Source organism: Pirellulales bacterium, assembly GCA_035546535.1.
Classification (GTDB): domain Bacteria; phylum Planctomycetota; class Planctomycetia; order Pirellulales; family JACPPG01; genus JACPPG01.
The window spans coordinates 25,314-38,791 of the sequence record DASZWQ010000197.1 but is presented as its reverse complement, the minus strand read 5'-3'; the positions used below and the strand labels follow the sequence as shown (position 1 = coordinate 38,791).

Sequence of the window (13,478 nt, the reverse complement as noted above, 5' to 3'; positions counted from 1 at the left end):
GAAATCCTCCAAATCTTGTCTGTCAATACCTTCGAGAAAACCCCACTTTTACAGCTACTTTCCACCTCACAACACCAAAACCGTACAGACCCCGACCCTAACCAACGACGCCTATTCGACTTCTAACCGGACAGTACTGATGAACGCCCTAAGATTTGCGATGTGGACCGTTCCGTTATTCTCCTTGGCTGGGCTAGGCGCGGCAGCGGATCGGCCCAGACCTCCGGCGCGCGATCCACACACGCCTGGTTACGTCGCCGCGAAGGAATTGCCCGACGGCGAGGTGCCGCCTGTCGACGTTGAGGGGAACTTCATCATTGGCCCGACGCACAAGCCGGCACCGCAATTGATTGTGAAGCCGGACGTACCGCATGGTGCGGTACACAATCTGACGATGAATTCGGCCGACAGCAAGATTTATCCTGGCATCGCTCGCGAGCCCAATACGCACGGTACGCCGGATCCCGACAACCCGGCGAAGATGGTTGTAACCACGAGCCATCCGGCTCCGTACACGCGCCGGGTGGCGGTGTACGTGCCACAGCAATATGTGCCGGGAACGACCGCTCCTTTTATCGTCGGCGCGGATGGCCCGGACAAACTCTTGTTCACCGCGCTCGATAATCTGATTGCCGAAAAGAAAGTGCCGGTGATGATCGGCATCTCGATCGGCAACGGTCGCGGCGATGCGCAAGGCAGCCAGCGAGGGTTGGAATACGACACGATGTCGGGCCTGTATGCCGAGTTCGTCGAGACCGAGGTGCTGCCGCTGGTGGAAAAGCAGTGCCACGTCACGTTGACGAAAGATCCCGAGGCCCGGGCCACCATGGGTTGCAGCTCGGGCGGCTCCTGCGCGCTGGCCATGGCCTGGTATCGGCCCGATTTGTATCACCGTGTGCTCACGTACTCAGGCACATATGTGAATCAACAATGGCCGCACAATCCCGAGACGCCGCACGGCGCCTGGGGCTTTCATGAGACCTTGATCCCGAACAGTCCGACCAAGCCCCTGCGGCTGTGGCTGGAAATCAGCGATAGCGATCTCTTGAATCCGAATGCCATGCGTGACGGTATGCACGATTGGGTGCTCGCCAACGAAAATATGGCGAAAGTGCTGGCGGATAAAGGCTATCACTATCAATTCGTTTTTGCGCGCAATGCCGTGCATTGCGACGGCGGCGTCAAGCAGCAGACCCTGCCACAGGCCCTTGAATGGTTGTGGCACGGGCACGAGGCCGCTGGAAAGTGAGCCGACGAACGCCGTGTTGCGTGCGACGCATGACGGTCGTATGCGCTATTTGACGCGCACCAGCTTCATGATGCGCCCCGAAACGTTCCAATCCTGTACGTACAGGTTGCCGTCCTTGTCCCAGCTCGACCCGTGGGTGCCGTTGAAAATGCCTTCGATCCAGCGCTCTTGCGGCACGTTGAAGTTCATCCGCGTGGCAGGGTCCGGATTGCTCCCCAAGACAGCGATGATGGTATTGCTCTTGTCGAGAATCACGAGCCGGCCGTGCAAGTCCGGCACCGAAACGTAATCGCCCTGCACGACGGCCGAGGTGGGCATGCCCAGGCCGGTCACGACCTCGGCGATGAAGTTTCCGTCGAGATCGTAGTGCAGCAAACGGCCCTTGGGCTCGTGATTGCGGTCGCAAATCAACAGCCGCGGCGGGTCATAGCGCGTGTCGAGCGTCATGCCGTGCGCCGTGTTGAACTGCTTCAAGTCGTTACCGTGCGATCCGAAGTGCATCTGGTACTTGCCGGACTTGTCGTACTTGAATATGTGATTGCTGGCATACCCATCGGAAAGATAGATGTCGCCATTTGGGGCCACGGTGATCGCGGTCGGGTTGAATTTCTTGAGCCCCAGGCCCGATTCTTCGGGGAAGCCCAGCCGCAGCACGATCTCGCCGGTGTCGGCGCGGAACTTGATTCCCTCGGCGTCGTTGTTGCGGGCACCGTAGATGAACTCGGTACCGTCTTCGTCGCGGATCTTCATGTCATGAAGATTCGAATGCTTGTCATCGACGAAGGAGCGAATCACCTTCCCGTCTGGAGAAAAAACCACGACCCCCTTGTTGGCGCTTGTGTAAATGTTCCCCGCCTTGTCGACGACGACCGATCCGTGGGTCGGTCCGAGGGCGGAACGACCGTCGGGCAAAAGCCCCCAGCCGGGAACCGTGTCGAAGGTCATCAATCCGCAGCCCATGCGAACGGGCTGCGTCTTGTCGGCCGCTTTCGCGGCGAAAGCCACGAATAGCATGCTTGTGAAAACAAGACAGGAAGCGGGGCGTGTCATGAATCAAATCCTGGAGATGGGAGGCAATGGGGCGATGGCGACGTTCGGACGATTTTTGACCAGGGCCACGATCTGGCGGATTGCGAAATCGCGGCTAACCGGCAATATACAAGCAGTTTAGGGGCTGTCTGCGTTCAGCCCGTGAATTGGTCGATTTAAATCCTTGACGTCTCGGGAGCCACCACGTACCCTCGCAATTGGCCGTGTATCACTCGCTTGCAGTGCAACCTTGACTTGGACTGGGCTGGTCTGTCAAGTCGCGGCCAAGTTTCTTAGTGGCTGGGAAAAAAGGTCAACTTCTGACGCGGGGCGAGCGTTTTGCTCGCCCACGTGTGTGGCGCGTCCGTCGCTCCGCCTTTTCTGGTGGTAGCTACGGAGTTTCACGGCGCATGATTCGCGCCTTGTTACGCGCTGTCACGGACGAGCCTCGCTCGCATGGTATCTCCGCGCGCGTTCCCGGACCACTCCCGTTTGCAGTAGGGCGGCACGCGGCCATCGGGCGCTTCCGCGCGCTTGCGTTTGACGAGCAGGGGGCTCGTTGCCCGAATTTGTCGGGGGCTCAGCTTTTGAGGGAACACCATGAGATTTGTCCTGCGTTCGATTGTCGCGCAGCTATTCACCGGAGATAACGCATCTGCTGCTTGCCGCGTGCGCCGCGGCCTGCACTACGAACCACTCGAAGAGCGGCGGATGTTCTCCGTCACCACGACCTCCACCACGACGGGAGTCGTCGGTTCGCAAGGCGTCGAACCGATCGACGGCATTGGCAACAACGTCGCCAACCCCACCTGGGGCGCCGCGGATACGAATTTCACGCGCATTGGACCGGCGAATTACGCCGACGGCATTTCGGCCCCCAATGGGCAAAATCTTCCCTCGGCGCGCGCGATCTCGAATCTGATCGCCAATCAGGATCTCAACGGCGTTGAGCAGGATCTGGACAACAACCGTTCCTTGTCCGATTGGGTTTACGCATGGGGGCAGTTCATCGATCACGACATCGATCTGACCGAGAGTAGCGATGTGTCGATGAATATTCCGATCCCCGCCGGCGATCCGACCTTCGATCCTACCGGCCAAGGCAATTTGTCGATCCCCTTCGACCGTAGCGCGATCGCGCCGGGCACGGGAACGAGCACGTCGAACCCCGCTCAGCAAGTCAACCAGGACACGAGCTTCATCGATGGTTCCATGATCTACGGCAGCGATGCGGCCACGGCAGCGGCGCTACGTACTTTTAGCGGCGGCCAGCTAAAAACCTCGCCCGGCGATTTGCTCCCCTACAACACCATGGGCCTGAACATGGCCGACAACACGGGCGTGCCGGAAAGCTCCTTGTTCGCCGCCGGCGACGTTCGGGCCAATGAAAACGTCGAACTCAGCAATATCACGACGTTGTTTGTCCGAGAGCATAATTACCAGGCCGCGCAATTGGCCAAGCAGCATCCGACGTGGACTGACGAGCAGCTTTATCAGGGAGCGCGGCAAATCGTGATCGGCGAAATTCAGTCGATCACATACAACGAATGGCTGCCGGCGCTCATGGGGAACAACGCGCTGACGCCTTACCGTGGCTATAATCCGAATGTCAATCCGTCCATCTCCGTCGAATTCGCGAGCGCCGCCTTCCGGCTGCACACGTTGCTAGACGACGACGTTCAGTTCATGGACAACAACGCCAACGCAATCGCTAGTCTACCGACGCTGCCGTTGGCCGAGGACTTCTTTCAGCCGGGAATCGTCGCGCAGCCAGGCGAAGTGGCGGCCAACCTCAAGTACCTGTCAACCGATCTGACGCAGGAAGTGGACGAGCAGACGGTGGACGGACTGCGCAATGCGCTCTTCCCCGACGCTCCCGTGATCAACAACGTCGAGGTCGGTGCCAGCGACCTGATTGCCGACGACATTCAACGCGGTCGGGACGAAGGCGATCCCACTTACAACCAATTGCGCGTTGCTATGGGCGAAAAACCCGTGACCTCGTTCGCGCAGATCACGTCCGACGTTCAGCTGCAACAGCAATTGAAGCAGCTATACGGCAACGTCAACAATGTCGAGGCGTTTGTCGGCTTGATGGCTGAGAATCACCTGCGCGGTTCGTCGCTCGGTCAAACCGAGCAAGCGGTGCTGGCCCGGCAGTTCGAGGCCTTGCGCGATGGCGATCGTTTCTTCTACGAAAATGCCGATCCTGCCAGCCTGGTCCGGCAGTTGAACAACACGACGCTGTCGCAAATCATCGAGCGCAATACGACGCTCACGAATCTGCAAGCGGATGTGTTTCACTTCTATAGCAACATTCAAGGGACCGTCGTCGCTACCACCGCGCCGACATTAGGAACGCGCGGGGCCAATCATCTTGGTTTCCCCGCACCGCTCGCCGGAGTGACTGTCGAGTTGATTCAGAATGGCGAGGTCGTCGATACGACGACGACCAACGCGCGCGGCGTCTATCAGTTTTCGAATGCCGGTTCCGGCAACTACACGGTAAAGGTCGTTCCCCCAGCGCACGGCAACATTCTCAATAGCTCGGTGACCAGCATCGACGTTGATATCACCAAGGGGCAGGCAGGCCCCAATAGTCCGGCCATTGCGAACTTCAAGTTGCTGACGTCAGGTACGTCATGGTGGCAAACGGGCCCGCGCGGCGCGCTGGTTAGCGCCCTGCTGAACTGGCTCGACGAACTAGCATCCCATAACGGTGCAGGAAGCAGTGGCACCACCGGCGGTGGCACTGCTAACTCGGGCGGAAGCGATACGGTTACCACGAATCCGTTCGCGCTGGCCGTGGCAAGTGCCCTCGGGCGCCAAAGCATAACGCCGCAGGTCGTCGACCAGATTTTTACGAATCTGGGAGGCGTCAACCGGATCGCGGATCTTTGACCCCGCCGACAATCTCAGGGACTTCACTGCAGCTACGCGCGCAGCAAGACCGCGAAGCCGCAGGGTCGTTAGCACAGTTGGATCGGTAGTGGGGCCGTGGCAAATGCCCCACTACCGTCTGTGCTTTTCGCGCCGACGCGCCGGCTCAGCAGTGATAGCGGTCTGTGGATCGATCTTGACCACCTTGCAATTTATTCATGATTGGCATTGCCGCAATTCGGGGGTATGCACATAATCCCGCCCGTCGTATCTGCGGTGTCGGGGGGGCATCCGCCCGCATCGCGCGGATATTCCGCGCGAAATCGCTTCTATGCCTGGCGAACTTACGACCGCTAGCGCCGCAGATCGCTCCGGACATCCAGCCGCGGGTTGCGCGCCGCCTGGGTCGTGGCGGCAGCGTTATGTGCCGGCTTTTCTCGCCGCGGCCGTCCTTTTCTATTCGTTTGTCTTTTGTTTCAAAGCCGGTGAACGTGGATTCTTTGCGCTCGATCAATCGATCGAGTTCGACGGCGCTTATCGCATTCTGGCCGGACAGGTCCCGTACAAGGACTTCATCATTCCGGTAGGGCCAGGCGTCTTCTGGCTGCAAGCGATTGTTTTCAAGCTGTTCGGCGTCAACTTCACGGCCTTCCTCGTCGGCGCGGCGCTGGTCAATCTGCTGGCCACGGCCTTGTCCATGGTGACCGTGGCCTTGCTCTTTCCGGGAAAACCCTGGCCCGCGCTCATCGCGGGCTTTCTCACGGCAACGTGGTTCTATCCGCCATATGGCACGCCCAATATGGAACAGACCGCGTTCTTTTTTTCGCTAATAAGCATCACCTGCCTTTGCGCCACAGCGCGTCGTACCTGCTCGGACGTCATGCGCGGGCTATTGTGCATAGCGGCCGGGGCCTGTGCCGCAGCAGCGTTTTTGAGCAAGCAGAACGCGGGCTTATTGGTTGTTCCCGTCTATTTCTTCCTCTTGCTGGCGATCAATTTGGCGAGCGGACGTGGCTTCTGGATGTCCTTGGTGTGGTTTCTGCTCGGCACGGCTGGGTTGACGGCGGCGTTTCTAACCTGGCTTGTTCTGCAATCGGATCCCGCGCTGTTCGTCGAGCATTTTTTCACGATTCCCAGCCGCCTTGGCATGGGGCGCATCCTTGCAAGTCGGCCCAAACTGCTCGGCGATCTGCTGGGCGGGAACGCCAGCTTTCTGCCCGTGGCAATGTATTTGTCGGCCTTCGTGGGTGTGGCGATCCTGGTGATCATCGTCCGCCGCAAGCCGCTGGACGGCGCGCCGCGCTTGGCAGTGGCGTCGATCCTCTGCATCTATCTGCAGTTTTTTCAAAATGCCTTCAGCGTGACGACGTGCAATCAATGGCAGGAGTGCATGCCATTTGTCGGATTGGTGTTTGGATGCGCCGCCGGCCTGCTGGCCTGGCTGTTCGAGCGACAGACCGATGCGAGCACAAGCAGCCAAGCCGGCTGGGGCGCGGCCACACTGCTCCTCATAGCGAGCATTATCGGCTCGCTGATCACACGCACGACGTTACCTCAAGTAGCGGGCTGCATACTCGTGCTGCTAGGTATGATTCTCGGCATGTTTGGCCGGCCGCATGCCGCCACCACAGTTGCCGATGTGCAGTACGCGATAAGTAGTATCCGGCGGAAGAAACGGCGCGAGCAGATGGCCTTGTTTGTTACCGTCGTTGTTGTGGGCTGCGGCTTCCAGGGAATGCGGGCTTCGTGGAACCGATCGGTACACGACATCTTTCGCGGCGCCGTATTTACCGATTACCTGCCGGTTCCCGGCCTGGAGCATCTCAAATGGGGAAAGCCGACGATCGTCCAGGACGTGGAATTCCGTGACGACGATATGACGCGCCTCGTAAGCCTGCTCGAGCAGGAATCGAGGCCGTTTTTCGTCTTCCCCGAGTTCACGCTTTTATACGGCCTCGTTGGTGCGCCGTCGCCGCAGCCCTTGCTCTGGTTTCACAAGGGGCTCACCTATCCGCAAGAGTACGACGAAGATCTCGATCGCTGGATCGTCGACTCGCTGGTGCGTGAGAACGTGCAGCTGGTCGTCCTGCAAGAATCGTGGCATTTCAAATCGGAACTGTGCGCGCTGACGCACTTTCCTCTGCTCGATGCCTATATTCGCGAGCAATTCGTTCCTGACCAGCAGCTTGGCTCATTCGCGGTGTTGCGGCAAAAAGATACAGGCGCTGTTGCAAGCCTTGATCACACCCGCCTGATACAGCCCGCGACATCCCGCTGAGGATCGAGCGTTTCGTCTCCATCGCCGCTTCGCGCGATGCCCGCGGACAAGGCCGGCCGCGCCCTACCTGGCTTTGCCCACCAACTCCGGCAGCTTCGTTTGAGTAAAGCCGACGTTTGTTTCCGCGTTCAGTGTGATTTCGTCGCCCGACGGCTCGATCCGCAGGGTGGTGATGAACGGCGTCTCGTAAAAGCAGACGCGCGCGTTGAATCGATCATTGGTCCAACCGGCGGCCGCCGAGGCGACTTGCCGTGGCATACTTCCCCAGGCCGCGTGGCCATCGTGCCATTGCCCGTAGCTACACACGAGACGCTGCTCGCTGCCGGCAACACGTGTGACCAGCGTTACCTGTCGGTCACCAGGCCCCGACTCGATGGTCAGGCTTTCGAGATTCTGCTGGTTTGCGGGAAACGTAAAGGTCTTGCCGAGCAGCGCGCCTGGCTTGTCGCCCCCATCGGGCAGGCGCACGCTGACGTTTTGCAACTTGTCGGCCAGTTGCTGGTGTGCCTGATTGGCGGCGGGCAATTCATTCGATTTCAGCGCCGGCAGCAGTTTATCCCAAACCAATTGCAAAACCGCCGGCATGTTTTTGACACCACTGGTGATGGCGACCACGGTATCGTGATCATCCATCACGATGCAGTACTGACCGAAGGCGCCGTCGCCGCGATAAACGCCATGACGGCAGCGCCAGAACTGATATCCGTAGCCCTGCTCCCAGTCACTGTCCGGGTTGCTGCCGTTGGAGGTCTGTCGCGCCGTGGCGGCCTCGATCCAAGCGGCGGGCAACAATTGTTTTCCTTGCCACATTCCTTTCTGCAAATAGAGTTGGCCGAACTTGGCAATATCCTCGGTGCGAACGCTCAAACCGTATCCACCCAGCGAAATACCTTGCGGGCTGGTTTCCCACACGGGTTCTTCGATGCCCAGCGGTTCGAACAAACGCGGGCGCAGATAATCGAGCGTCGTCTGCCCCGTCACCTTCTGCACGATCGCCGATTGCATATACGTGCCCGAGGTGTTGTAAAGAAAATGCGTTCCTGGCCGGAAGGGGACCTCTTGCGCCAAGAAGATTTTCGTCCAAGGCTCGCTGCCGGCGCGGCCCGGCTCGCGCTGATGGCCGGTCGACATCCGCAACAGGTCGCTCACGCGCATTGCTTTCAGGTTGCTACTTGGATCCACGGGGGCATCTTCCGGAAAGAAGGACAGTACCGAGTCGTTGACGCTGAGCTTCCCTTCGGCAATGGCGAATCCCACCGCCGTGGACGTGAAACTTTTGCTCAGCGAATACAGCGAGTGACGTGCGCTGGCGCGATACGGCGTCCACCATCCTTCGGCGATCACGTGCCCATGACGCACCACCATCACGCTGTTCATCGCGTCGACCTGGTCAAGCGCTTCGACGAATGCCAGCACGTCGGACGAGGAGACTCCCTGCTGCTCAGGCGTGCTGCGCGGCAAGCCGGATGCGACGCAAATTGCGGGAACCAGTGCGATTACGACGATTGACAGCCAGATTTTCATGGAAATTCGACCGTGGGCTGCTGAGATGCGATGCGATTTGCTTAGCCTAACCGCTGAAATTGCGGAAACAACTGCTTTCAAGCGGCTGCTGTGAATCCCTCCAGAGCGGCCCCGGCCCCGTGATTTTATTGACGCGGCTCATTGGCAGGTCTTAAAATCCGGACATCGGAAGTCCCGCCCGGATCGTCCCACCTGCATCCACCTTCCGCCCGCTGAGGTCTCGCCATGCTCACGATCACCGATCCCCGACCGTTTCGTACTTCCCAGGGCATGAGTCGCCGCTGGTTTTTGCGTGTCGGCACGCTGGCATGGGGCGGCCTGACCTTACAGGACGTCTTGCGACAGCGCGCGGTCGCTGGGGAAAGTGGCCGCCGGCCGAAATCGGCGATCATGATCCACCTGAGCGGCGGACCGTCGCATCTGGACATGTACGACATGAAGCCGGGTGCCCCGGCGGAATATCGCGGCGAGTTCAATCCGATCGCCACGAACGTTCCGGGCATCGAGATCTGTGAATTGATGCCGCGGCAGGCCACGATCGCCGACAAGTTCGCGATTCTGCGCGGCGCTCAGGTCGCGAACTTGCACACGGGCAATATGTTCTATAGCGGCTATCCGTGGCAGGAATCGCCGCGCGCTTCAGTGCCGGGCGAGGCCCGCCGCCCCGCGGTCGGATCGGTCGTCAGCCGCCTGCGCGGCGGGACGGGCGGCATGCCTCCCTATGTCAGCATCGAGAATCACCACGACTGGGAGCGGGCCTATTACGCCGGTGTCGAGCACGAGCCGGTGCGCGTCGGCTCTTCGAGCCCTCGTGAGGCGATTGAAAACATGGGGCGCAACGGCGCGCTCAGCGGTGATCGCCTGGCCGATCGATACGACTTGCTGGCCTCGCTCGACGGTGCGCGCCGCCGGATCGAAGCCGAGGCCGCACGCGGCGTGGAGCTTTTCCGCGCTCGCGCCATGGAGATCATCACGTCGACGCGAGTCCGCGATGCGTTTGATCTCGAAAAGGAAACGCCCGAGGCTCGCGCCCGCTACGGCGAAGGAAAATACCGCCACGGCCCTCATCCAGGCCGATCACTTTTGCTAGCGCGGCGTTTGATCGAGGCCGGCGTATCGGTCGTTACTGTGGGGGTGCATGGCTGGGATACGCACGCGCAGAATTTCATCGCCCTGCGAGAAATGCTGCCGCCGCTCGATCAGGCACTGCATGCCCTGGTCACCGACCTGGACCAGCGCAGCTTGCTCGACGACGTGGTGATCGTGATGGGGGGCGAATTCGGCCGTACGCCGCGTATCGGCGATCAGACGCCTGATGGTCGCGGCCATTGGCCCGAGGCCGGCTTTTTGTGGTTAGCCGGCGGCGGCTTGCAGACGGGCCAGATCATTGGCGCCACCGACGGCCGCGGCGAGCGAATCATCGGCAATCCCATCGGTATGCAAAGCGTGCTGGCCACGGTCTATCATCAATTGGGCATCGACCCGGGCACCACGATTCCCGATTACGACGGTCGACCGCAGGTCGTGCTCGACGAACGATTGCCAATGAGCGCGCTGCTCTAAGGCGAGGTGTGCATCGGCCAACGCCTTTGAAGGTCAATGGTGTTGCCGTCGGGACAAGGAGAATTCTTCCATGAACAGGGCACACTTGACGCGGCGCGAATTGCTGCGGTTCGGCGCCCTGTCGCTGGGGGGCGTGACGCTGGCCGATCAGTTACGCGCCCAAGCACTCGCTACTGCCGCGGCCAAAGCCCGCCATTGCATCTTTGTCTTTCTCAATGGCGGACCGTCGCAGCATGATACGTTCGATCTGAAACCGGACGCGCCCGTCGAGATCCGCGGGCCTTATCGACCCATCGAAACGTCGGTGCCAGGCATTCTCATCACCGAGAAGCTGCCACGGCTGGCAAAGCTGGCCCACAAGTTCGCCATCCTACGATCGGCCACGCATCCCTTTAATGCTCACAACAGCAGCGCTGCTTACGCGCTGAGCGGGCACTCACCGGGAAGCGATGCCAATATCCGGCCGACGCCGGCGGATCACCCGACGTACGGCTCGGTCGTGGCGCGCGTGCTGCCCAAAGTGCGCGGCATGCCTCCTTTCGTGCTGACGCCGACGTTCCTGTTCGACATGGGATTTCCCACGCCGAGCGCCGGGGGCGGTTGGATGGGGAACCAATACGATCCGCTCCCGGCGGTGCGCAATCGCATGATGGCACGCTCGCCCAAGTGGGAGGGAAAACTGCCAATCCCTGAGGGGCTAGGGCTGCCGGAGGGCGTCAGCGCCAACGGCATGCGCGAGCGCGTGCAGCTACTGGGCAAAATGGACGAGACTTTCGCTGCAGCGCACACGCTCGCCGAGCAAACGAGCTGGAACGCCCATCAAGCCGAAGCGCTGAATATGATCTTGTCTCCGGCGACGCAAGCTGCCTTTGATGTCAGCCGTGAACCGGCAGAAATGCACGAACGCTATGGCCGGTCGGAGATGGGACAGGTGCTGCTATTGTCGCGGCGCTTGATCGAGGCCGGCGTGCGCTTCGTCACGGCCAACGCCGTTTCGAATCCCGAAAACACGATCCTCTCCGCTTTTCAGATTTGGGACACGCATCAGGACCATTTCCGACTGTACGATCAAAACCTGATGCCGGAGTTGGACCAGGGACTGTCGGCTCTCATCAGCGATCTCGACCAGCGCGGTCTACTTGCCGAAACGCTGATCATCGTCATGGGGGAAATGGGCCGAACTCCGAAGATCAATCAGAATCGGGACGGCGGGCGCGATCATTGGGGACAGGCGTATTCCGTATTGTGGGCCGGCGCCGGCATTCGCGCCGGAACGATCGTCGGCGCGACGGACCGCCTCGGGGCGCAGGTGAAGGATCAGCCCGCGCGGCCTGACGACATCGCGGCCACGCTTTACGAGATTCTCGGCATCCGGCACGATCTGGTGCTGAAGGATGCGACCGACCGGCCGCATCGGATCACCGAGGGAACGCCCATTGAGGCATTGATCGCCTGAGAAAGGCGAAAACGTCCTTCAGGGTTCACCGCGACTCAGACACGCAATGGTTGGCTTATCGATTGCGTGTAATCGTGATCGCCACGCCACCGCCGAACATGGCAAAGCCGCTATTGGTGAAAATCGGCATGGCGGGGATCACCGTGTAGCTGATCGAACTGTTGTTCTGCGGGTAATAATCGCGGGCCTTGGTGTAGCCGCTGCGCGAGTTGCGGTTGCCGCCTGCCGACGACGAAGCCACGTGCCCAGCTGGTGGTCGCGGCTGCTGATCGGCCCGCCGTGCGTCGGTCCTTTCCTGCGCCGCGATGTGCATCTGCTTTAATTGCTGGAATGTTTGATGCACGTCGATGTTGGATTGGTAACGCTGGCCGAATCGCGCGAGCCGTTCCTGCAGCTGCTGGGGATTCGAGGCCACGACATCCGGCAACTGCTGGCGGGCCTTTTTCAGGTATGCCGGAGCGGCCGCCGCCATGTGCTCGGCAAAATGGCGTTCGAGCGCGAAGGTGCTGGGGCCATAGAGGATGTCGAGCTTTGCCTCGGTATCCTTGATGAACTGCTTGCGATTCGCCGCCGGCGTGCCCTTGGTGACCGCGGCGAATTTCGAGCGCATCTGTTTCACCTGGCCATCGTCGTACAGCGTTTGCACCGTCAGCCATTGCTCGAACCGCAATAGCATGTCTTGCCAGTCGTCACCCGTGATGACGGGACGCAAGCCTCGGCTGGCAAACGCTTCGTTTACGGGGCCCGCACCGGGCTTATCGGCCGGGTCGGCAGCCATGTCAGCCGGTGGTTGTGCGCTTGACGGAGAACGCTTGGCCGGAGCTGCCGTTGACGCTTTGGCCGTCGGTTTCTTAGGGGGCGCGGCGGATTTGGTCGCCTCGGCGCCGGAAGCAGTGACCGGGTTAACGACCGGTAGCATGAGACCGAACAACAACGCCGCACCCAGCCAGGGCTTTAGCGACGGTTGCCAGAAAACGTCAGGAGCAGCGCGCATGAGCATAGGACTCCTGACATAAACATACCCGGCAACAGCGGCGAAATCCACTTTCGCCATCCCGGTGGCGAGGCACCCCCATCGAGCAACATCGGATAACCCGTTGCTGCGAATCTCGATAAAAATCCGGGAAAATGGCCGGTTCTACACACATCCGGCTCTGTAGGGCGCGCGACTTTGACTGTCACACCGGTCACACGGACGTGGCGATTCCTTGCCGATTTGTCAGCAACCGCGGGTGACTACTTACGGCGGCGCGCAAGAGGCAGAAGTCCACCAGCGCCAGCCCCTGAAGAATCGCGGAAGTAGACTCGGGAATCTTGGCGTTGAACGCTGCCGTGAACTGCCCGTTCGCTCTCGGGGGAAATCATCCCCAAAGGGCACCAATTGGGGGCGGGCCAGACCCTTTGGCCACGGCTCTAGACGCTTCTGCTACAACGGACGTGGATCATCTAATCGTACGCGTAGATGAACCGTCCGATTCCTCGAACGCGCAGCCGCAACT

The 13,478-nt window shown here is 60.4% G+C and carries 8 protein-coding genes; 5 read left to right on the top strand and 3 right to left on the bottom strand.

Features of this window, described 5'->3' with window-relative positions:
* Positions 1–139 precede the first annotated feature (139 nt).
* On the top strand, positions 140–1,249 hold the full coding sequence (locus VHD36_23000) for an alpha/beta hydrolase-fold protein (GenBank protein HVU90219.1): 1,110 nt from the start codon (positions 140–142) through the stop codon (positions 1,247–1,249).
* 45 nt (positions 1,250–1,294) lie between these two features.
* Here the strand turns inward: VHD36_23000 and VHD36_22995 are convergent, their stop codons facing one another.
* The gene (locus VHD36_22995) at positions 1,295–2,299 is read right to left on the bottom strand and encodes a hypothetical protein (GenBank protein ID HVU90218.1); all 1,005 of its coding nucleotides are present in this window, start codon (positions 2,297–2,299) and stop codon (positions 1,295–1,297) included.
* A gap of 579 nt (positions 2,300–2,878) precedes the next feature.
* On the opposite strand from VHD36_22995, the gene VHD36_22990 reads away from it, so the two are divergent.
* The gene (locus VHD36_22990) at positions 2,879–5,179 is read left to right on the top strand and encodes a peroxidase family protein (protein ID HVU90217.1); all 2,301 of its coding nucleotides are present in this window, start codon (positions 2,879–2,881) and stop codon (positions 5,177–5,179) included.
* A gap of 310 nt (positions 5,180–5,489) precedes the next feature.
* The gene (locus VHD36_22985; protein ID HVU90216.1) at positions 5,490–7,436 is read left to right on the top strand and encodes a glycosyltransferase family 39 protein; all 1,947 of its coding nucleotides are present in this window, start codon (positions 5,490–5,492) and stop codon (positions 7,434–7,436) included.
* A gap of 63 nt (positions 7,437–7,499) precedes the next feature.
* Here VHD36_22985 and VHD36_22980 read toward each other — a convergent pair whose 3' ends face one another.
* Entirely contained in the window at positions 7,500–8,960 is a 1,461-nt protein-coding gene (locus tag VHD36_22980) for a serine hydrolase (GenBank protein ID HVU90215.1), read from the bottom strand.
* A gap of 225 nt (positions 8,961–9,185) precedes the next feature.
* On the opposite strand from VHD36_22980, the gene VHD36_22975 reads away from it, so the two are divergent.
* Entirely contained in the window at positions 9,186–10,523 is a 1,338-nt protein-coding gene (locus VHD36_22975; GenBank protein ID HVU90214.1) for a DUF1501 domain-containing protein, read from the top strand.
* Positions 10,524–10,593: 70 nt separating this feature from the next.
* Positions 10,594–11,979 (top strand): DUF1501 domain-containing protein, encoded by a 1,386-nt coding sequence (locus VHD36_22970; GenBank protein ID HVU90213.1) that lies wholly within the window; start codon positions 10,594–10,596, stop codon positions 11,977–11,979.
* Positions 11,980–12,034: 55 nt separating this feature from the next.
* Here VHD36_22970 and VHD36_22965 read toward each other — a convergent pair whose 3' ends face one another.
* Positions 12,035–12,973, bottom strand: coding sequence for a hypothetical protein (locus VHD36_22965; protein HVU90212.1), 939 nt, complete (start codon positions 12,971–12,973; stop codon positions 12,035–12,037).
* Positions 12,974–13,478: the final 505 nt, after the last annotated feature.